We start from the raw sequence: 21,412 nt of genomic DNA, 5'->3' as shown, positions 1-21,412 counted from the left end.
GGGCCCGGTTTTATTACGCCAAGCGACGTCCTGTCGCATTCCCCGGCCTTTAAGGCTCATTGGCGGTAGACCAAAAATGCCTTTTTCTGTAAGCTACAGCTTTAGTGTGTCCACTAAAAGCGCGCAGAATTATTCGGTGAAGAAGCGGGGTGACGTGTCCATACGTCACTCCGCTTTTTTACAACCTGCGATTGCCCCTTCAGGCTTTATTTACGGGAGGTCTTCTTGACTAAGCCAGCCATACTCGCCCTTGCTGATGGCAGCATTTTTCGCGGCGAAGCCATTGGAACCGACGGTCAAACCGTTGGTGAGGTGGTGTTTAACACTGCCATGACCGGCTATCAGGAAATCCTTACCGATCCTTCCTACGCCCAACAGATCGTTACCCTGACTTACCCGCACATCGGCAACACCGGCACCACGCCGGAAGACGCCGAGTCCGACCGCGTATGGTCTGCAGGTCTGGTGATTCGCGACCTGCCACTGGTTGCGAGCAACTGGCGTAACACGATGTCCCTGTCCGACTACCTGAAAGCCAACAACGTTGTGGCAATCGCCGGTATCGACACTCGCCGCCTGACGCGCATCCTGCGTGAGAAAGGCGCGCAGAACGGCTGCATCATGGCTGGCGACAACATCAGCGACGAAGCTGCGATTGCAGCGGCGCGCGGCTTCCCTGGCCTGAAGGGCATGGATCTGGCGAAAGTCGTCAGCACCAAAGAGAAGTACGAGTGGCGCTCGACTGTCTGGGACCTGAAAACCGACAGCCACGCGACCCTCGAAGCGTCCGAGCTGCCACACCACGTGGTGGCCTACGACTACGGCGTCAAGCTGAACATCCTGCGCATGCTGGTCGAGCGCGGCTGCCGCGTAACCGTGGTGCCGGCCCAGACCCCAGCCGCTGACGTTCTGGCCATGAAGCCGGACGGCGTGTTCCTGTCCAACGGTCCTGGTGACCCGGAGCCTTGCGACTACGCGATCCAGGCGATCAAGGACGTGCTCGAAACCGAGATTCCGGTATTCGGCATCTGCCTCGGTCACCAGCTGCTGGCCCTGGCCTCCGGCGCCAAGACCCTGAAAATGGGTCACGGCCACCACGGTGCCAACCACCCGGTCCAGGACCTGGACACCGGCGTTGTGATGATCACCAGCCAGAACCACGGTTTTGCGGTAGACGAAGCGACCCTGCCAGCCAACGTCCGGGCGATCCACAAATCGCTGTTCGACGGCACCCTGCAAGGGATCGAGCGTACCGACAAGAGCGCCTTCAGCTTCCAGGGTCACCCTGAAGCCAGCCCTGGCCCGAACGACGTAGCGCCTCTGTTTGATCGCTTCATCAACGAAATGGCCAAGCGACGCTAATCGCTCGCCTTGATGTAGCAAAGCTTGAGGGCGGTCCCGACACACGGTGGCCCCCTCAGGTCTTCAAAGATTGAACAAGACGGCTTGCCGACTGACCTGCGGATTTGAGTGACAAACCCATGCCAAAACGTACAGACATTAAAAGCATCCTGATTCTCGGCGCTGGCCCGATCGTGATCGGCCAGGCTTGCGAATTCGACTACTCCGGCGCCCAGGCCTGTAAAGCCCTGCGCGAGGAGGGTTACCGCGTCATCCTGGTGAACTCCAACCCAGCGACCATCATGACCGACCCGGACATGGCTGACGCCACGTACATCGAGCCGATCAAGTGGCAAACCGTTGCCAAGATCATCGAGAAAGAGCGTCCGGACGCGTTGCTGCCGACCATGGGTGGCCAGACCGCTCTGAACTGCGCACTGGATCTGGAGCGCGAAGGCGTTCTGGAGAAGTTCGGCGTAGAGATGATCGGTGCCAACGCTGACACCATCGACAAGGCAGAAGACCGTTCGCGCTTCGACAAGGCGATGAAATCCATCGGTCTGGACTGCCCGCGTTCGGGTATCGCCCACAGCATGGAAGAGGCCAACGTGGTCCTTGAGAAGCTTGGCTTCCCGTGCATCATCCGTCCGTCCTTCACCATGGGCGGCACTGGTGGCGGTATCGCTTACAACCGTGAAGAGTTCGAAGAAATCTGCGCCCGCGGCCTCGACCTGTCGCCGACCAAAGAGCTGCTGATCGACGAATCCCTGATCGGCTGGAAAGAATACGAGATGGAGGTTGTCCGTGATAAGAAGGACAACTGCATCATCGTCTGCTCTATCGAAAACTTTGACCCGATGGGCGTGCACACCGGTGACTCGATCACTGTTGCGCCAGCACAGACCCTGACCGACAAGGAATACCAGATCATGCGTAACGCCTCCCTGGCGGTACTGCGTGAGATTGGCGTGGAAACCGGCGGCTCCAATGTCCAGTTCGGCATCTGCCCGGACACTGGCCGCATGGTCGTGATCGAGATGAACCCGCGTGTATCCCGCTCTTCGGCACTGGCCTCGAAAGCCACTGGTTTCCCGATTGCGCGTATCGCTGCCAAGCTGGCGATCGGCTACACCCTGGATGAGCTGCAGAACGAAATCACCGGCGGCGCTACTCCTGCATCCTTCGAGCCGTCCATCGACTACGTCGTGACCAAGCTGCCACGCTTCGCCTTCGAGAAATTCCCGAAAGCCGACGCACGCCTGACCACTCAAATGAAGTCGGTCGGTGAAGTCATGGCCATCGGCCGGACTTTCCAGGAATCCCTGCAGAAAGCCCTGCGCGGTCTGGAAGTGGGCGTATGCGGTCTGGACGAGAAGCTCGACCTGAGCAATCCGGAAAGCATGAGCATTCTCAAGCGTGAACTGACCGTGCCGGGCGCCGAGCGTATCTGGTACGTGGCTGACGCGTTCCGCGCCGGTCTGTCGGTCGAAGACATCTTCGGCATGAACATGATCGACCCGTGGTTCCTGGTGCAGATCGAAGATCTGATCAAGGAAGAAGAGAAGGTCAAGACCCTGGGTCTGGCCAGCATCGACCGCAACTTGATGTTCCGTCTTAAGCGCAAAGGCTTCTCCGACATGCGTCTGGCCAAGCTGCTGGGCGTGACCGAGAAGGCTCTGCGTCGCCACCGTCACAAGCTTGAGATTTTCCCGGTCTACAAGCGCGTTGACACCTGCGCGGCCGAGTTCGCCACCGACACCGCTTACCTCTACTCGACGTACGAGGAAGAGTGCGAAGCTGCGCCGTCGGGCCGCGACAAAATCATGATTCTCGGCGGCGGTCCTAACCGTATCGGCCAGGGCATCGAGTTCGACTACTGCTGCGTACACGCGGCGCTGGCTCTGCGTGCCGACGGTTACGAGACCATCATGGTCAACTGCAACCCGGAAACCGTTTCCACCGACTACGACACCTCTGATCGCCTGTACTTCGAGCCAGTGACCCTGGAAGACGTACTGGAAATCGTCCGCGTCGAGAAGCCGAAAGGCGTGATCGTCCAGTACGGCGGCCAAACCCCGTTGAAACTGGCTCGTGCCCTGGAAGAAGCAGGCGTGCCGATCATCGGCACCAGCCCTGACGCCATCGACCGTGCCGAAGACCGTGAGCGCTTCCAGCAAATGGTCGAGCGCCTGAACCTGCGTCAGCCGCCAAACGCCACCGTGCGCAGCGAAGACGAAGCGATTCGTGCCGCTGCCAAGATCGGTTATCCGCTGGTGGTTCGTCCGTCCTACGTTCTGGGCGGCCGCGCGATGGAAATCGTTTACGAAGAAGAAGAGCTCAAGCGCTACCTGCGTGATGCGGTGAAAGTGTCCAACGACAGCCCGGTGCTGCTCGACCACTTCCTCAACTGCGCCATCGAAATGGACGTGGATGCGGTCTGCGACGGCACCGACGTGGTGATCGGCGCGATCATGCAGCACATCGAGCAGGCCGGCGTTCACTCCGGTGACTCCGCGTGCTCCCTGCCGCCGTACTCGCTGCCTGCGCACATCCAGGACGAGATGCGCGAACAGGTCAAGAAAATGGCCCTGGAACTGGGTGTTGTCGGCCTGATGAACGTTCAGTTGGCGCTGCAAGGCGAAGACATCTACGTCATCGAAGTCAACCCGCGCGCTTCCCGTACCGTACCGTTCGTGTCGAAGTGCATTGGTGTTTCCCTGGCAATGATTGCGGCTCGCGTGATGGCCGGTAAAACCCTGAAGGAAATCGGCTTCACCAAAGAAATCATTCCGAACTTCTACAGTGTGAAAGAGGCGGTGTTCCCATTCGCCAAATTCCCTGGCGTGGACCCGATCCTGGGCCCAGAGATGAAGTCCACTGGTGAAGTGATGGGCGTGGGCGACACCTTCGGTGAAGCGTTTGCCAAAGCCCAAATGGGTGCCAGCGAAGTGCTGCCGACCGGCGGTACCGCGTTCATCAGTGTGCGTGATGACGACAAGCCACTGGTTGCAGGCGTGGCCCGTGATCTGATCAACTTGGGCTTCGAAGTGGTCGCCACTGCCGGTACTGCCAAGCTGATCGAAGCCGCAGGCCTGAAAGTGCGTCGTGTGAACAAGGTGACCGAGGGGCGTCCGCACGTGGTCGACATGATCAAGAATGACGAAGTCACCCTGATCATCAACACCACCGAAGGTCGTCAGTCGATCGCTGATTCGTACTCCATTCGTCGTAATGCCTTGCAGCACAAGATTTACTGCACCACTACCATTGCTGCTGGCGAAGCTATCTGCGAAGCACTGAAGTTCGGTCCCGAGAAGACCGTGCGCCGCTTGCAGGATCTACACGCAGGATTGAAGGCATGATCAAATACCCAATGACCGTCAAGGGCGCTAAAGCCCTGGAAGAAGAACACGCTCACCTGACCAAGGTCGTCCGTCCGAAGCTCAGCCAGGACATCGGTACGGCCCGCGAGTTGGGTGACTTGAAAGAAAACGCCGAATACCACGCTGCTCGCGAGCAGCAGGGTATGGTCGAGGCGCGGATCCGCGACATCGAAGGCCGCATGCAAAACGCGGTGATCATCGATGTCACGACCATTCCTCACACTGGCAAAGTGATCTTCGGCACCACCGTCGAAATCGCCAACGTCGAGACGGATGAAAGCGTCACTTACCACATCGTTGGTGAGGATGAGGCTGACTTCAAGCTCGGCAAGATTTCGGTCGGCTCGCCATTGGCCCGCGCCTTGATTGCCAAGGAAGAGGGTGATGTGGTTGCCGTGAAAACGCCTGGCGGCGTTATCGAGTACGAGATTGTCGAAGTTCGCCACATCTAAGCGCAGGCGCCCGCTACGTGCGGGCGCCATGCTTTGGCAACTGACTCAGATGTTGTGGGTTGGTGGTCTGTGGCTGTTGCACATCGGTCTGCTGCCGGTGCTGGGCAAAATTGGCCTGGCACCGCTGCTGATCGACGAAATCGCAGGCATGCTTGATGCGCTGATGGTGGGGTTCGCCGCAGCGTGTGTGATTTTTCAGGCTTTGGTGCTGGTTCAGGCCGAGGGCCTTGCCAGTCTATGGCGCGATATTCGCGGGCAACTGCTGATGATGGCGCTGTATGCGTGTGCGATGTATGTCGCGGTGCGTATCGGCTGGCCGGATGCCGTGCGTTGGCAGGTGTTCAGCTATCTTGTTCTGGGCTTTTCCGGGCTGGTGCTGGTGTTGCAGCCGGTGCCTGGATGGAGTGGCAGGGTGCGCGAAGCACACCCTTGACCCTTGTCATCACTTGAAGCGATGAACGTTCGACAGCTGCTTGTTGACGCTGAAGTTCTTGCGGTAAATCAGTGCCATCTTGCCGATGATCTGAACCAGGTCCGCTTTGCCGACCTTGCACAGTTCTGCAATGTTCGCCAGGCGCGACTCGCGATCGAGGATGTTGAGCTTGATTTTAATCAGCTCGTGATCCGCCAAAGCGCGTTCAAGTTCGGCTAACACACCTTCAGTCAAACCGTTGTCAGCCACAGTCAAAACTGGTTTCAGATGGTGGCCAATGGATTTGTACTGTTTCTTCTGCTCTTGAGTGAGCGGCATAATCTGACCCTTTAGTCTGGATTCTGTAAAATGGCGGCCATTTTACCCGAGGGTTCGTGGATCCGCCCAATTAATCACGACCCTTATCATCGAGGTGCCCAATGGCGCGTTCCAAGACAAGCCTTGGTTGGCTGAAAAGACATGTCAATGATCCATATGTGAAGCAGGCGCAGAAGGATGGTTACCGCTCGCGTGCGAGTTACAAGCTTCTGGAGGTCCAGGAGAAATACAAGCTGATCCGTCCGGGTATGAGCGTTGTCGACCTGGGTGCGGCGCCCGGCGGCTGGTCGCAGGTCACTAGTCGGCTGATCGGTGGTCAGGGGCGTCTGATCGCCTCGGACATCCTGGAAATGGACAGCATTCCGGACGTGACTTTCATCCAGGGTGACTTCACCCAGGACGAAGTGCTCGCTCAGATCCTTGAAGCCGTGGGTAATTCGCAGGTGGACCTTGTGATTTCCGATATGGCCCCCAATATGAGTGGTACGCCTGAGGTGGACATGCCAAAAGCCATGTTTCTATGTGAGCTGGCTCTTGATCTGGCGGCTCGGATACTCAAGCCGGGTGGTAATTTCGTGATCAAGGTGTTTCAGGGCGAAGGGTTTGATGCTTACGTGAAGGACGCTCGTCAGAAATTCGACAAGGTCCAGATGATCAAGCCGGACTCTTCCCGTGGCAGTTCCCGCGAGCAATACATGCTGGCTTGGGGCTACCGCGGCCGTAGTGAGTAAATCGAGGTTTTTTTGCGGGTCGATAGGTTTTTCGTATTTCGCCCCGTGAGCATTAGCGAATATTGTGTAGAAAGTGTTTCACAAAGGGTTACAGACGGCGCCTGCCAGAGCCGTCTGTAATGTAGTAAGTTAGGCCGGTGAATATCATGCGAAGCGCGCGCCATTAGCGGAGCTTGCTTCAGAGGGTAGTTAATTGAACGATATGGCAAAGAATCTGATCCTGTGGTTGATCATCGCGGCTGTCCTGGTGACAGTGATGAACAACTTCTCCAGCCCTAACGAGCCGCAGACCCTCAACTATTCCGACTTCATCCAGCAGGTCAAGGATGGAAAGGTCGAGCGCGTAGCGGTTGACGGCTACGTGATTACCGGCAAGCGCAACGATGGCGACAGCTTCAAGACCATTCGTCCGGCAATTCAGGACAACGGTCTGATCGGCGACCTCGTGGACAACCACGTCGTAGTCGAAGGCAAGCAGCCTGAGCAGCAAAGCATCTGGACTCAACTCCTGGTCGCAAGCTTCCCGATCCTGGTGATCATCGCCGTGTTCATGTTCTTCATGCGGCAGATGCAGGGCGGCGCCGGTGGTAAGGGCGGGCCAATGAGCTTCGGCAAGAGCAAGGCGCGCCTGCTCTCCGAGGATCAGGTGAAAACCACCTTGGGTGACGTTGCCGGTTGTGACGAAGCCAAGGAAGAAGTCGGTGAGTTGGTCGAGTTCCTGCGTGATCCGGGCAAATTCCAGCGTCTGGGCGGTCGCATTCCTCGCGGCGTGCTGATGGTGGGTCCTCCTGGTACCGGTAAAACCTTGCTGGCCAAGGCGATTGCCGGCGAAGCCAAAGTGCCGTTCTTCACCATTTCCGGTTCCGACTTCGTCGAAATGTTCGTCGGTGTCGGTGCCAGCCGTGTTCGCGACATGTTTGAACAGGCCAAAAAACACGCGCCATGCATCATCTTCATCGATGAAATCGACGCCGTCGGTCGCCACCGTGGCGCCGGCATGGGTGGCGGTCACGACGAGCGCGAGCAGACTCTCAACCAGTTGCTGGTAGAGATGGACGGCTTTGAAATGAATGACGGCATTATCGTCATTGCTGCAACCAACCGTCCGGACGTACTGGACCCTGCGTTGCTGCGTCCGGGCCGTTTCGACCGTCAAGTTGTCGTCGGTCTGCCGGATATCCGTGGTCGCGAGCAGATTCTCAAGGTTCACATGCGAAAAGTGCCAATGGGTGACGACGTCGCTCCGGCTGTGATCGCTCGTGGTACCCCTGGTTTCTCCGGTGCCGACCTGGCTAACCTGGTGAACGAAGCGTCGTTGTTCGCGGCCCGTGCTGGCAAGCGCATCGTCGAAATGAAAGAGTTCGAATTGGCCAAAGACAAGATCATGATGGGCGCCGAGCGCAAATCCATGGTCATGTCCGAAAAAGAGAAGCAGAACACCGCTTACCACGAGGCAGGTCACGCTATTGTTGGGCGCGTCGTGCCTGAGCATGATCCGGTCTACAAGGTGTCGATCATACCGCGTGGTCGTGCGCTGGGTGTGACCATGTTTCTGCCGGAAGAAGATCGCTACAGCCTGTCCAAGCGTGCATTGATCAGTCAGATCTGTTCGTTGTACGGCGGCCGTATTGCTGAAGAAATGACCTTGGGCTTCGACGGCGTCACCACCGGTGCGTCAAACGACATCATGCGTGCCAGCCAGATTGCACGGAACATGGTAACCAAGTGGGGCTTGTCGGAAAAACTCGGCCCGTTGATGTACGCAGAAGAAGAGGGCGAAGTGTTCCTCGGCCGCGGCGGTGGCGGTCAGGGTGCAAGTTTCTCCGGTGAGACAGCCAAGTTGATCGACTCCGAAGTGCGCAGCATCATCGATCAGTGCTACGGCACGGCCAAGCAGATCCTCACCGATAACCGTGACAAGCTCGACGCCATGGCTGATGCCTTGATGAAGTACGAAACGATCGACGCTGATCAGATCGACGACATCATGGCGGGTCGTACGCCTCGTGAACCTCGCGACTGGTCAGGCGGCACCGGTACCTCCGGAACTCCTCCGGTGGCGCAGGATCCGCGCCCGGAAACACCGATCGGCGGTCCGGCTGCTGACGTTTAAGGTTTGAAATGACTTCTGTTCAGTCTTCGACCCGGTTGCCTTGCGGCAATCGGGTTCTTGATTTGGCCCTGACGCAGGTCATGGGTATTCTCAATGTCACTCCCGATTCCTTCTCTGATGGCGGCCAATATAGCCAGCTCGATGCGGCCTTGCGCCACGCTGAGGCCATGGTGGCGGCCGGCGCGACGTTGATTGATGTCGGTGGCGAATCGACCCGGCCGGGTGCCAGGGTTGTTTCACCGCTGGAAGAGCTTGAACGCGTAGCTCCGATCGTCGAGCGAATATACCGCGAGCTGGATGTAATTATCTCGGTCGACACATCCACCCCAGCTGTCATGCGCGAAGCCGCACGACTTGGCGCGGGGTTGATCAATGACGTGCGCTCTCTGCGGCGCGATGGCGCTCTGGATGCGGCTGCGGCCACTGGCCTGCCGATCTGTCTGATGCATATGCTCGGTGAACCGGGCGACATGCAGGACAATCCGCAGTATCAGGACGTCACGAAAGAGGTGGGCGAGTTTCTCGCCGAGCGCATGGCTCAGTGTGCGTCGGTAGGAATTACAGCGGAACGGATCATCCTTGATCCGGGCTTTGGCTTTGCAAAAACCTTGCAGCACAATCTAAGCTTGTTCAAGCATATGGAGGCCCTGCATGCCTTGGGGCGGCCCCTGTTGGTCGGGGTCTCGCGAAAGAGCATGATAGGTCAGGCATTGAATCGTCCAGTTGGCGAGCGTCTGTATGGTGGACTGGCGCTTGCAGCGCTGGCTTCGGTCAAGGGGGCGCGTATATTGCGCGTCCATGATGTGGCCGAAACCGTCGATGTAGTGCGGATGATCGCCGCAGTGGAATCAGCCGAATAAGAATGATGGAGCACTTATGACTAAAAAATACTTTGGCACCGACGGCATTCGTGGTCGGGTCGGCGAATATCCGATTACTCCTGACTTCATGCTCAAGCTCGGCTGGGCTGCTGGTATGGCGTTCCGCAAAATGGGCGCTTGCAAGGTATTGGTGGGCAAAGACACTCGGATCTCCGGCTATATGTTCGAATCTGCGCTCGAGGCCGGACTTACTTCGGCAGGTGCCGATGTCATGCTCCTGGGCCCGATGCCGACACCGGCCATCGCCTACCTGACGCGTACCTTCCAGGCCGAAGCGGGCATCGTGATCAGTGCCTCGCACAACCCTCACGATGACAATGGCATCAAGTTTTTCTCCGGGAAGGGCACCAAGCTTCCTGATGAAGTCGAGCATATGATCGAAGAGTTGCTCGACACCCCGATGACGGTGGTTGAGTCGAGCAAGATCGGCAAGGTATCGCGCATCAACGATGCTTCAGGCCGCTATATCGAATTCTGCAAAAGCAGCGTCCCGACGGGCACCAGCTTCGCGGGCCTGAAGATCGTGATCGACTGCGCCCACGGCGCGACCTACAAGGTGGCGCCTAGTGTATTCCGTGAGCTGGGGGCCGATGTCGTTGTGCTTTCTGCTCATCCTAACGGCCTGAACATCAATGAAAATTGCGGTTCGACCCATATGGAGCCACTGCAAGCCGCTGTATTGGCCGAGCATGCTGATTTGGGTATCGCCTTTGACGGTGATGGTGACCGGGTTCAGATGGTTGATCATACCGGTGCTGTCGTCGACGGTGATGAGTTGCTGTTCATCATTGCTCGCGACCTGCATGAGCAGGGTAAGTTGCAGGGGGGGGTGGTCGGTACGCTGATGAGTAACCTGGGGTTGGAATTGGCCCTGGCGGATCTGGCAATTCCTTTTGTGCGGGCCAATGTTGGCGACCGGTACGTAATCTCCGAGTTGCTGGAGCGCGATTGGCTGGTGGGTGGTGAAAATTCGGGGCACATTGTCTGCTTCAACCACACCACCACCGGTGACGCGATCATTGCCGCATTGCAGGTATTGATGGCGTTGAAGACCCGCTCCGAGGGGCTGGCGCAATCGCGTCAGGCGCTGCGCAAGTGCCCTCAGGTGTTGATCAATGTACGATTCGGCGGTGGTGCGAGCCCTCTTGATCATCCATCCGTCAAGGAGGCAAGCGAGCGCGTTACCAAGGCTATGGCTGGTCGTGGGCGCGTGCTGTTGCGCAAGTCCGGGACGGAGCCGCTGGTGCGGGTCATGGTCGAAGGCGAGGACGAAACACAGGTTCGCGGCTGCGCCGAAGAGCTGGCAAAACTGGTTACTGAAGTTTCTGCCTGATTTCGGCTTGCCAGCCATGATTGTGTTGGGTAACATCTGCGCCCACTTTGACCGACGAGGTACAGCATGCGTCGCCCTATGGTAGCTGGTAACTGGAAGATGCACGGTACCCGCGCCAGCGTCGCTGAGCTGATCAATGGCCTTCGTCATCTGGCCTTGCCGAGCGATGTTGATGTAGCGGTATTCCCGTCTTGCTTGCATATCAATCAAGTGATTGATGGCTTGAAGGAAAAGTCGATTTCGGTCGGCGCGCAGAACTCTGCGGTGGAATCCATGCAAGGTGCGTTGACCGGTGAAGTTGCGCCGAGTCAGTTGGTGGATGCAGGCTGTTCTTTTGTGCTTGTCGGGCACTCCGAGCGCCGCCAGATAATGGGTGAGCAGGACGGAATGCTGATTCGCAAGTTCGCGGCTGCACAGGCATGTGGCTTGATTCCGGTGTTGTGCGTAGGGGAAACCCTTGAAGAGCGCGAAGCTGGAAAAACTCTTGAGGTTGTCGGGCGTCAGCTAGGCAGTATTATAGAGGAGCTCGGTGTTGGTGCTTTTGCAAAGGCAGTAATCGCTTACGAGCCGGTCTGGGCTATTGGTACCGGGCTGACTGCTTCGCCGCAACAGGCGCAGGATGTGCATGCAGCCATTCGCGCTCAGTTGGCGGCAGAGAATTCTGAGGTCGCACAAGGTGTGCGGCTTCTATACGGCGGCAGCGTGAAGGCGGCCAATGCGGTCGAACTGTTCGGCATGCCGGATATCGATGGGGGGCTCATTGGTGGAGCGTCCCTGAATGCAGATGAGTTCGGTGCGATTTGTCGCGCCGCGGGAAACTGAAAAAATGCTGGAAACAGTCGTAGTCGTTTTTCATCTGCTGGGTGCATTGGGCGTAGTTGCTCTGGTATTGCTGCAGCAGGGTAAAGGTGCGGATGCTGGTGCGTCTTTCGGAGCAGGTGCTTCAAATACTGTGTTCGGAAGCCAAGGTTCCTCTACCTTTCTTAGTAAGTTTACTGCTATACTTGCCGCCGGTTTCTTCATAACCAGCTTAGGGTTAGGTTACTTTGCTAAAGAGAAAGCTCATCAGCTGACTCAAGTAGGTTTGCCAAACCCGGCAGTGTTGGAAGTTCCAAAGCAACAACCGGCTTCTGATGATGTACCGGTGCTTCAAGAGCAAAAGTCGGCTACTCCAGCGACTGACGTACCTCCAGCTCAAGAGCAAAAGTAAGAAGGGTTTCAAACGTAGTATTGCCGAGGTGGTGGAATTGGTAGACACGCAACCTTGAGGTGGTTGTGCCCATAGGGTGTAGGGGTTCGAGTCCCCTTCTCGGTACCAATTATCAGGAAAGCCCGCTGTTGCGGGCTTTCTTGTAGGTGGAAGGTTACATTGACCCTGTCAGGGATCGGTCGTATACTTCCGCCCCAGCTTTGTCGCGGGGTGGAGCAGTCTGGTAGCTCGTCGGGCTCATAACCCGAAGGTCGTCGGTTCAAATCCGGCCCCCGCAACCAGTTTAAGGAGCCCCTTTTAAGGGGCTTTTTGTTAGCTGGATACTTTCAACGCCGCTGTTCGACGGCGTTTCAAGGATGGGCGTTTCGCCCATTTTTTTATTTTGCACAGCATGCACATACATGCACGAGGGGGTTCAGGTGTCGAGCAAGCTAGAAGAGTTGCAGGCCTTGCTGGCCCCGGTGGTCGTGGCCCTAGGCTATGAATGCTGGGGTATTGAGTTTTCGGCTCAAGGTCGCCACTCAATGTTGCGCGTTTATATCGATAAAGAGGGCGGCGTGCTGGTGGACGATTGTGCCATTGTCAGCCGTCAGATCAGCGGTGTTCTGGATGTTGAAGATCCAATCGCCGTTGAATACACCCTTGAAGTTTCCTCGCCTGGCATGGAACGCCCGCTGTTCACTATTGAGCAGTTTGCAAAATTTGCCGGTGAACAAGTGAAGATCAAGCTGCGCTCGCCTTTTGAAGGCCGACGCAACTTTCAGGGCCTTCTGCGCGGTGTAGAAGAGCAGGACGTCGTGGTGCAGGTAGAAGACCATGAGTTCCTGTTGCCGATCGATATGATCGACAAGGCCAACATTATTCCCAGTTTTGACTGAGACGCGGATCCCGCGGATCCAATGGCTTGCGAAAGGCGAGGCGTACGATGAGCAAAGAAGTACTGCTGGTTGTTGAGTCGGTATCCAATGAAAAGGGCGTACCGGCAAACGTAATTTTTGAAGCGCTGGAGCTGGCTCTGGCCACTGCTACCAAAAAACGTTTCGAGGACGAAGTCGATCTGCGTGTGGAAATCAATCGCCACACCGGTGCTTACGAGACATTCCGTCGCTGGACTGTCGTCGAAGAAGCAGACCTGGACGATCCGGCCATCGAAACCTGGCCGAGCAAGGTTGCAGAAACGCATCCTGGTGCTCAGGTTGGTGATGTAGTCGAAGAAAAGATCGAGTCCATTGAGTTCGGCCGCATCGCTGCACAGACTGCCAAGCAAGTCATCGTGCAGAAAGTTCGCGAAGCCGAGCGCGCTCAAGTCGTTGATGCCTATCGCGAGCGCCTGGGAGAAATCATCTCCGGCACCGTGAAGAAAGTGACCCGCGACAACGTGATCGTCGACCTGGGCAACAACGCTGAAGCGTTGCTGGCTCGTGAAGACATCATTTCTCGCGAAACCTTCCGGGTTGGCGTGCGACTGCGTGCGCTGCTCAAGGAAATCCGCACCGAGAACCGCGGCCCGCAGCTGATCCTGTCGCGTACTGCGCCGGAAATGCTGATCGAGTTGTTCCGCATCGAAGTGCCGGAAATCGCTGAAGGCCTGATCGAAGTAATGGCTGCGTCCCGTGATCCGGGTTCGCGCGCCAAGATCGCGGTCCGCTCCAAGGACAAACGCATCGACCCGCAAGGCGCTTGCATCGGTATGCGCGGTTCGCGCGTCCAGGCAGTGTCGGGTGAGTTGGGCGGTGAGCGTGTGGACATCGTCCTGTGGGACGACAACCCGGCTCAGTTTGTGATCAATGCAATGTCGCCGGCTGAAGTGGCGGCAATTATCGTTGACGAAGATGCCCATGCAATGGACATCGCCGTTGGCGCAGACAATCTGGCTCAGGCCATTGGTCGGGGTGGTCAGAACGTGCGTCTGGCTAGCCAGTTGACTGGCTGGACCCTGAACGTGATGACCGAATCGGACATCCAGGCTAAGCAGCAAGCAGAAACCGGCGACATCCTGCGCAACTTCATCGACGAGCTGGAAGTCGACGAAGATCTGGCACAGGTGCTGGTAGATGAAGGCTTTACCAGCCTGGAAGAGATTGCCTACGTACCGTTGGAAGAAATGCTCAACATCGACGGCTTTGACGAAGAAACCGTCAACGAGCTTCGCGCTCGCGCCAAGGATCGTTTGTTGACCAAAGCCATCGCTACTGAGGAAAAGCTGGCAGACGCCCATCCGGCCGAAGACCTGCTCTCGCTTGAGGGTATGGACAAGGATTTGGCGATGGAACTGGCGGTGCGCGGCGTAATTACCCGCGAAGACCTGGCCGAGCAGTCTATTGACGACCTGCTCGACATCGACGGCATTGACGATGATCGTGCCGGCAAGTTGATCATGGCCGCCCGAGCCCACTGGTTCGAGTAATTAGGCGCGGCCTGAGGAGAGAAGTGCATGACGCAAGTCACGGTGAAACAACTGGCCGATGAGGTCAAAACACCGGTAGAGCGCCTGTTGCAGCAGATGCGTGAGGCAGGTCTGCCGCACACCGCCGCCGAAGAACATGTGACTGACAGTGAGAAGCAATCTTTGCTGACTCACTTGAAAAGCAGCCACAAGGCGAAAGTGGAAGAACCACGCAAGATCACACTGCAGCGTAAAACCACCAGCACCCTGCGTGTTGCTGGCAGCAAAAGCATCAGCGTTGAAGTCCGTAAAAAGAAAGTTTTCGTACAGCGCAGCCCGGAAGAAATCGAAGCCGAGCGTAAACGCGAACTGGAAGACCGTCGCGCAGTAGAAAATGCTGCACGTCAGAAGGCTGAAGAAGAAGCCAAGCGTCGCGCCGAAGAAGAAGCGCGTCGCCAGCCTGCTGCTGCGCAATCCGCTACTAACGACGCCGTTGCAGCACCTGCTGCAGTTGCCGAGCCAGTACGTGAAAGCGCGCCGGTTGTGGCTGCTGCACCAGCGCCGTCTGCCGATGTTCGCAACAAGCAGAACGAACAGCGCCGTCCGGACAAACCACGCGCCGACGATAACAATCGTCGTGGCAGTGGCGATGGTGAGCGCAAAAACGCTCCGAATCGTGCTTCGGTCAAGGAAAAAGCGCCTGCGCCACGCGTTGCCCCACGTACTACCGACGAAGAAAGCGATAGCTTCCGTCGCGGTGGTCGGGGCAAGGCCAAGCTGAAGAAACGCAACGCTCACGGTTTCCAGAGCCCAACCGGCCCTGTCGTGCGTGAAGTGAAGATCGGCGAGACCATCTCTGTTGGCGATCTCGCTCAGCAGATGTCGGTCAAGGCTGCTGAAATCATCAAGTTCATGTTCAAACTGGGTACTCCAGCGACCATCAACCAGGTACTCGATCAGGAAACTGCTCAACTGGTAGCTGAAGAGCTGGGCCACAAAGTGACCCTGGTCAGCGACACCGCCCTGGAAGATTCCCTGGCCGAGTCCCTGAAGTTTGAAGGCGAGTCGTTCTCTCGTGCGCCGGTCGTGACCGTAATGGGCCACGTTGACCACGGTAAGACCTCGCTGCTCGACTACATCCGTCGTGCCAAGGTAGCTGCAGGCGAAGCCGGCGGCATCACCCAGCACATCGGTGCGTACCACGTTGAAACTGATCGCGGTATGGTCACTTTCCTCGACACCCCGGGTCACGCTGCGTTTACCGCAATGCGTGCTCGTGGCGCCAAGGCGACCGACATCGTGATCCTGGTAGTTGCAGCGGACGACGGCGTCATGCCGCAGACCATTGAAGCTGTCCAGCATGCCAAGGCTGCCGGTGTTCCACTGGTGGTTGCAGTGAACAAGATCGACAAGCCGGGCGCTGATCTCGATCGCATCCGTAGCGAACTGTCGGTTCATGGCGTGACTTCGGAAGAGTGGGGCGGCGACACCCCGTTCGTATCGGTTTCGGCGAAAGTCGGTACTGGCGTGGACGAGTTGCTCGAAGCTGTTCTGCTGCAAGCTGAAGTTCTGGAACTGAAAGCGACTCCTTCGGCTCCTGGCCGTGGTGTCGTGGTTGAATCGCGTCTCGACAAAGGTCGTGGCCCGGTTGCTACCGTTCTGGTTCAAGACGGTACCCTGCGCCAAGGCGACATGGTGCTGGTCGGTTCGAACTATGGCCGCGTTCGCGCCATGCTCGACGAGAACGGCAAGCCAATCAAGGAAGCCGGTCCTTCCATCCCCGTCGAGATTCTCGGCCTGGACGGTACCCCGGACGCTGGCGACGAGATGAGCGTGCTGTCCGACGAGAAGAAAGCCCGTGAAGTGGCTCTGTTCCGTCAAGGCAAGTTCCGCGAAATCAAACTGGCCCGTGCTCACGCTGGCAAGCTGGAAAACATCTTCGAGAACATGGGCCAGGAAGAGAAGAAGACGCTTAACATCGTCCTCAAATCTGACGTCCGTGGATCGCTGGAAGCGTTGAACGGCGCCTTGAACGGCCTGGGTAACGACGAAGTGCAAGTGCGTGTTGTCGGTGGCGGTGTCGGTGGTATCACCGAGTCCGACGCTAACCTGGCACTGGCCTCCAACGCTGTACTGTTCGGCTTCAACGTGCGTGCCGATGCTGGCGCTCGCAAGATCGTCGAGCAGGAAGGTCTGGATATGCGTTACTACAACGTGATCTACGACATCATCGAAGACGTCAAGAAAGCTCTGACCGGTATGCTGGGCAGCGATGTTCGCGAGAACATCCTGGGTACCGCTGAAGTCCGCGACGTGTTCCGTTCGCCGAAGTTTGGCGCGATCGCCGGTTGCATGGTTATCGAAGGTGTTGTTCACCGTAACCGTCCAATCCGTGTACTGCGTGAAGACATCGTTATCTTCGAAGGCGAGCTGGAATCCCTGCGCCGCTTCAAGGATGACGCTTCCGAAGTACGTGCCGGCATGGAATGCGGTATTGGCGTCAAGAGCTACAACGACGTCAAAGCTGGCGACAAGATCGAAGTCTACGAGAAGGTTCAGGTTGCTCGCAGCCTCTAACTCGCGCACTTCAAGGGCCACGGCGAGCCGCCGCATGCAAGTGCGCGGCACGGCGTCAGGACTCTAAACGCAACGCCCGGTCTGGCTTTTGTCAGGCCGGGCGTTTGCCGCTTTCAGACCCCACGGGTTTCACCGTGTGGCAGTAACAGGTAACAAGACATGGCAAAAGAATACAGCCGTACCCAACGTATCGGCGATCAGATGCAGCGTGAGCTGGCACAGCTGATCCGTCGTGAAGTCAAAGACCCGCGCGTCGGCCTGGTCACCATTACCGCTGTTGAAGTCAGCCGTGACGTCGGTCACGCCAAGATCTTCATCACCGTGATGGGTCAGGACAACGCCGAAGACATCGCGCAAAGCATCAAGGTGCTCAACTCCGCCGCCGGTTTCCTGCGCATGCAGTTGGCTCGCGAAATGAAGTTGCGCAGCGTTCCACAGTTGCACTTCCACTATGACGAAAGCGTCGTGCGTGGTGCTCATCTGTCGGCATTGATCGAACGTGCGGTAGCTGAAGACAATCAGCATCCGGTTGCGGCAGAAGCCGAAGACACCAAGGAGTAATCGGTGGCTCAGGTCAAACGTATCCGTCGTAACGTCAGCGGCATCATCCTGCTCGACAAGCCGCTGGGGTTCACCTCCAACGCCGCGTTGCAGAAGGTCCGCTGGCTGCTGAACGCCGAGAAAGCCGGGCACACCGGCAGTCTCGATCCGCTGGCCACCGGCGTGTTGCCGTTGTGCTTCGGTGAGGCCACCAAGTTTTCGCAATACCTGCTCGATTCCGATAAGGCTTATGAAACCCTGGCGCAACTGGGCAAGACCACCACCACGGCCGATGCCGAAGGTGAGGTTTTGCAGGAGCGCCCGGTGACCGTTGGTCGCGCCGATGTCGAAGCAGTACTGCCGAAATTTCGTGGGCAAATCAGTCAGATACCGCCCATGTACTCGGCGCTCAAACGTGATGGCCAGCCGTTGTACAAGCTGGCCCGAGCAGGTGAAGTAGTGGAGCGCGAACCGCGTTCTGTTACTATTGCGCGCTTGGAATTGCTGGCCTTTGAAGGTGATACTGCGCGGCTTGCGGTGGATTGCACCAAAGGTACCTATATCCGCACCCTGGTGGAAGATATCGGTGAGCAACTCGGTTGTGGCGCTTACGTTGCTGAACTGCGACGTACCCAGGCCGGGCCTTTCACGCTGGCCCAGACGGTCACGCTTGAAGAGTTGGAAGCGGTACATGCCGAAGGCGGCAACGAAGCGGTCGACCGCTTTTTGATGCCATCGGACAGCGGCCTGCTGGATTGGCCACTGTTGCAGTTCTCGGAGCACAGCTCGTTCTACTGGCTTAACGGCCAACCGGTACGAGCCCCGGATGCACCGAAGTTCGGCATGGTACGGGTACAGGATCACAATGGTCGCTTCATCGGTATCGGTGAAGTGAGCGAAGACGGGCGCATCGCGCCACGTCGACTGATTCGGTCAGAATGACCGAACGAGGGTGGCTGTTAACAGGCACGGTCACTACTCATTTTTAGATACAGGGATTTGTCCCTGGCCTGTTGAAGCTGTTTCTTTGAAACAGTTTCCTGATAAAAGGATTGCCTCATGGCTCTCGACGTTCAAGAAAAAGCTCAAATCGTAGCTGACTACCAGCAAGCTGTTGGTGACACTGGTTCGCCAGAAGTGCAAGTTGCACTGCTGACCCACAACATCAACAAGCTGCAAGGTCACTTCAAGGCCAACGGTAAAGATCACCACTCCCGTCGTGGTCTGATCCGCATGGTAAACCAGCGTCGTAAGCTGCTGGACTACCTGAAAGGCAAGGATCTGGGTCGTTACCAGGCTCTGATCGGTCGCCTGGGTCTGCGTCGCTAATAAGCGATTGCGCTAGAGGTTGGTTGTCTGTCGTACGTCAGTGGGTTTCCCGCTGGCGCATGGCAGGCTCCCAGCCTCAAGTTTTATCTGGATACCTGCTTTACCTGGACAATGACAGTCGGGCCGATTCCCGGCGTTGCCCAAGAATTTCGCAAGAAGACAAGTTCCCCAAGAGCCACAAAAGAAGGTAGGACACCGTGAACCCGGTAATCAAAAAATTCCAGTTCGGTCAGTCGACCGTTACCCTCGAGACTGGCCGTATCGCCCGTCAGGCCTCCGGCGCAGTATTGGTCACCGTTGACGACGACGTCAGCGTATTGGTGACTGTGGTCGGCGCCAAGCAAGCTGATCCAGGCAAGGGCTTCTTCCCTCTGTCTGTTCACTACCAGGAAAAAACTTACGCTGCCGGTAAGATCCCTGGCGGTTTCTTCAAGCGTGAAGGCCGTCCTTCCGAGAAAGAAACCCTGACTTCCCGACTGATCGACCGTCCGATCCGTCCGCTGTTCCCAGAAGGCTTCATGAACGAAGTGCAGGTTGTCTGCACCGTCGTTTCCACCAGCAAGAAGACCGATCCGGACATCGCTGCGATGATCGGTACCTCGGCTGCGCTGGCCATTTCCGGCATTCCTTTCGATGGCCCGATCGGCGCTGCCCGTGTTGCGTTCCACGAAAGCACCGGCTACCTGCTGAACCCGACTTACGAACAACAGAAAGCTTCGAGCCTGGACATGGTCGTTGCCGGTACTTCGGAAGCCGTGTTGATGGTTGAATCGGAAGCCAAAGAGCTGACCGAAGACCAGATGCTGGGCGCGGTACTGTTTGCTCACGACGAGTTCCAGGTTGTGATCAACGCTGTTAAAGAACTGGCTGCCGAAGCTGCCAAGCCAACCTGGGTCTGGGCTCCACAACCAGAAGCGACCGCTCTGCTGGGCGCTATCCGTGCCGAGTTCGGCGACGCGATCTCCCAGGCTTACACCATCACCATCAAGGCCGACCGTTACGCTCGTCTGGGCGAACTGAAAGACCAGGTGGTTGCCAAGCTGTCCGGTGAAGAAGGTCAGCCTTCCTCCAGTGAAGTCAAAGCTGCTTTCGGCGAAATCGAATACCGCACCGTTCGCGAAAACATCGTTAACGGCAAGCCACGTATCGACGGCCGTGACACCAAGACCGTACGTCCTTTGAACATCGAAGTCGGTGTTCTGCCAAAGACCCACGGTTCGGCATTGTTCACCCGTGGCGAAACCCAGGCTCTGGTTGTTGCAACACTGGGCACCGCCCGTGACGCACAACTGCTGGACACCCTGGAAGGCGAGAAAAAAGACCCGTTCATGCTGCACTACAACTTCCCTCCGTTCTCGGTAGGTGAGTGTGGTCGCATGGGTGGCGCTGGTCGTCGCGAAATCGGTCACGGCCGTCTGGCCCGTCGTTCGATTGCAGCCATGCTGCCTGCTGCCGACGTGTTCCCGTACACCATCCGTGTTGTGTCGGAAATCACCGAGTCCAACGGTTCGAGCTCCATGGCTTCGGTCTGCGGCGCGTCCCTGGCTCTGATGGATGCTGGCGTTCCGATGAAGGCACCAGTTGCCGGTATCGCCATGGGCCTGGTTAAAGAAGGCGAGAAGTTCGCCATCCTGACCGACATCCTGGGTGACGAAGACCACCTCGGCGACATGGACTTCAAAGTAGCCGGTACCGCCAAAGGTGTGACCGCGCTGCAGATGGACATCAAGATCAAAGGCATCACCGAAGAAATCATGGAGATCGCTCTGGGCCAAGCCCTGGAAGCGCGCCTGAACATCCTCGGTCAGATGAACCAGATCATTGGTCAGTCCCGCACCGAACTGTCGGAAAACGCTCCGACCATGATCGCGATGAAAATCGACACCGACAAAATCCGTGATGTTATCGGTAAAGGCGGCGCGACCATTCGTGCGATCTGTGAAGAGACCAAGGCTTCGATCGACATCGAAGACGACGGCTCGATCAAGATCTTCGGCGAAACCAAGGAAGCGGCTGAAGCTGCCCGTCAGCGCGTTCTGGGCATCACCGCTGAAGCTGAAATCGGCAAGATCTACGTCGGTAAGGTTGAGCGTATCGTCGACTTCGGCGCATTCGTCAACATCCTGCCTGGCAAGGACGGTCTGGTTCACATCTCGATGCTGAGCGACGCTCGCGTTGAGAAAGTGACCGACATCCTGAAAGAAGGCCAGGAAGTGGAAGTACTGGTACTGGACGTGGACAACCGCGGCCGTATCAAGCTGTCCATCAAAGACGTAGCAGCAGCCAAGGCTTCGGGCGTTTAATCACTCCCCACGCCTGACCGCTTCAACGTTATAAAAAATGCCCCTCAGTGAAAGCTGCGGGGCATTTTTTATAACGTTGAAG

The 21,412-nt window shown here is 57.3% G+C and carries 18 protein-coding genes and 2 tRNA genes; 19 read left to right on the top strand and 1 reads right to left on the bottom strand.

Going from position 1 to position 21,412, the window contains the following annotated elements; all coding sequences use genetic code 11:
• The first annotated feature begins 225 nt into the window (after positions 1-225).
• The 4 genes from carA to WLY71_RS02270 all read left to right on the top strand — a co-directional run bounded on the left by carA (position 226) and on the right by WLY71_RS02270 (position 5,609).
• The gene (gene carA, locus WLY71_RS02285) at positions 226-1,362 is read left to right on the top strand and encodes a glutamine-hydrolyzing carbamoyl-phosphate synthase small subunit (protein WP_347802334.1); all 1,137 of its coding nucleotides are present in this window, start codon (positions 226-228) and stop codon (positions 1,360-1,362) included.
• 119 nt (positions 1,363-1,481) lie between these two features.
• Positions 1,482-4,703, top strand: a complete 3,222-nt coding sequence (gene carB, locus WLY71_RS02280) for a carbamoyl-phosphate synthase large subunit (RefSeq protein WP_347802333.1) — start codon at positions 1,482-1,484, stop codon at positions 4,701-4,703.
• Positions 4,700-5,176 (top strand): transcription elongation factor GreA, encoded by a 477-nt coding sequence (gene greA / locus WLY71_RS02275; protein ID WP_046045786.1) that lies wholly within the window; start codon positions 4,700-4,702, stop codon positions 5,174-5,176. The genes carB and greA overlap by 4 nt, the downstream gene beginning before the upstream one ends.
• 28 nt (positions 5,177-5,204) lie before the next feature.
• The gene (locus tag WLY71_RS02270; protein WP_008149032.1) at positions 5,205-5,609 is read left to right on the top strand and encodes a hypothetical protein; all 405 of its coding nucleotides are present in this window, start codon (positions 5,205-5,207) and stop codon (positions 5,607-5,609) included.
• 9 nt (positions 5,610-5,618) lie between these two features.
• Here WLY71_RS02270 and WLY71_RS02265 read toward each other — a convergent pair whose 3' ends face one another.
• Positions 5,619-5,927: a YhbY family RNA-binding protein gene (locus WLY71_RS02265; protein WP_347802332.1), complete on the bottom strand. Its 309-nt coding sequence runs from the start codon at positions 5,925-5,927 to the stop codon at positions 5,619-5,621.
• Positions 5,928-6,028: 101 nt separating this feature from the next.
• On the opposite strand from WLY71_RS02265, the gene rlmE reads away from it, so the two are divergent.
• The 15 genes from rlmE (at position 6,029) to pnp (ending at position 21,330) form a co-directional block, all read left to right on the top strand.
• Complete coding sequence (rlmE, locus tag WLY71_RS02260) at positions 6,029-6,658, top strand: 23S rRNA (uridine(2552)-2'-O)-methyltransferase RlmE (RefSeq protein WP_007900501.1); 630 nt, start codon at positions 6,029-6,031, stop codon at positions 6,656-6,658.
• Between the two features lie 202 nt (positions 6,659-6,860).
• Positions 6,861-8,771 carry an ATP-dependent zinc metalloprotease FtsH gene (gene ftsH / locus WLY71_RS02255; RefSeq protein ID WP_033053619.1) on the top strand — a complete coding sequence of 637 codons (1,911 nt, stop codon included), beginning with the start codon at positions 6,861-6,863 and terminating at the stop codon, positions 8,769-8,771.
• Positions 8,772-8,779: 8 nt separating this feature from the next.
• The gene (gene folP / locus WLY71_RS02250; RefSeq protein WP_347802331.1) at positions 8,780-9,631 is read left to right on the top strand and encodes a dihydropteroate synthase; all 852 of its coding nucleotides are present in this window, start codon (positions 8,780-8,782) and stop codon (positions 9,629-9,631) included.
• A 16-nt stretch (positions 9,632-9,647) separates the two neighbouring features.
• Complete coding sequence (gene glmM, locus WLY71_RS02245) at positions 9,648-10,985, top strand: phosphoglucosamine mutase (RefSeq protein ID WP_347802330.1); 1,338 nt, start codon at positions 9,648-9,650, stop codon at positions 10,983-10,985.
• A gap of 66 nt (positions 10,986-11,051) precedes the next feature.
• Positions 11,052-11,807 (top strand): triose-phosphate isomerase, encoded by a 756-nt coding sequence (gene tpiA / locus WLY71_RS02240; protein WP_347802329.1) that lies wholly within the window; start codon positions 11,052-11,054, stop codon positions 11,805-11,807.
• A gap of 4 nt (positions 11,808-11,811) precedes the next feature.
• The gene (secG, locus tag WLY71_RS02235; RefSeq protein WP_017336473.1) at positions 11,812-12,195 is read left to right on the top strand and encodes a preprotein translocase subunit SecG; all 384 of its coding nucleotides are present in this window, start codon (positions 11,812-11,814) and stop codon (positions 12,193-12,195) included.
• 22 nt (positions 12,196-12,217) lie between these two features.
• Positions 12,218-12,303 (top strand) — tRNA-Leu (locus WLY71_RS02230).
• 96 nt (positions 12,304-12,399) lie between these two features.
• Positions 12,400-12,476 (top strand) — tRNA-Met (locus WLY71_RS02225).
• 138 nt (positions 12,477-12,614) lie between these two features.
• Complete coding sequence (gene rimP, locus WLY71_RS02220; protein WP_010463487.1) at positions 12,615-13,073, top strand: ribosome maturation factor RimP; 459 nt, start codon at positions 12,615-12,617, stop codon at positions 13,071-13,073.
• A 47-nt stretch (positions 13,074-13,120) separates the two neighbouring features.
• Positions 13,121-14,602 (top strand): transcription termination factor NusA, encoded by a 1,482-nt coding sequence (gene nusA / locus WLY71_RS02215; RefSeq protein WP_008024459.1) that lies wholly within the window; start codon positions 13,121-13,123, stop codon positions 14,600-14,602.
• Between the two features lie 27 nt (positions 14,603-14,629).
• Complete coding sequence (gene infB / locus WLY71_RS02210; RefSeq protein WP_347802328.1) at positions 14,630-17,158, top strand: translation initiation factor IF-2; 2,529 nt, start codon at positions 14,630-14,632, stop codon at positions 17,156-17,158.
• A gap of 159 nt (positions 17,159-17,317) precedes the next feature.
• A complete protein-coding gene (rbfA, locus tag WLY71_RS02205) occupies positions 17,318-17,719 on the top strand; it encodes a 30S ribosome-binding factor RbfA (protein WP_008149016.1) in 402 nt (133 codons plus the stop codon).
• A gap of 3 nt (positions 17,720-17,722) precedes the next feature.
• Positions 17,723-18,640: a tRNA pseudouridine(55) synthase TruB gene (gene truB / locus WLY71_RS02200; RefSeq protein WP_347802327.1), complete on the top strand. Its 918-nt coding sequence runs from the start codon at positions 17,723-17,725 to the stop codon at positions 18,638-18,640.
• Positions 18,641-18,757: 117 nt separating this feature from the next.
• The gene (gene rpsO / locus WLY71_RS02195) at positions 18,758-19,027 is read left to right on the top strand and encodes a 30S ribosomal protein S15 (protein ID WP_003176135.1); all 270 of its coding nucleotides are present in this window, start codon (positions 18,758-18,760) and stop codon (positions 19,025-19,027) included.
• A 197-nt stretch (positions 19,028-19,224) separates the two neighbouring features.
• On the top strand, positions 19,225-21,330 hold the full coding sequence (gene pnp, locus WLY71_RS02190; RefSeq protein WP_347802326.1) for a polyribonucleotide nucleotidyltransferase: 2,106 nt from the start codon (positions 19,225-19,227) through the stop codon (positions 21,328-21,330).
• The last annotated feature ends 82 nt before the right edge of the window (positions 21,331-21,412 follow it).

Origin of the sequence: Pseudomonas rossensis (genome assembly GCF_039888995.1) — a bacterium.
GTDB classification, from domain to species: Bacteria; Pseudomonadota; Gammaproteobacteria; order Pseudomonadales; family Pseudomonadaceae; genus Aquipseudomonas; species Aquipseudomonas rossensis.
This window is presented reverse-complemented; position numbering and strand designations above follow the sequence as displayed.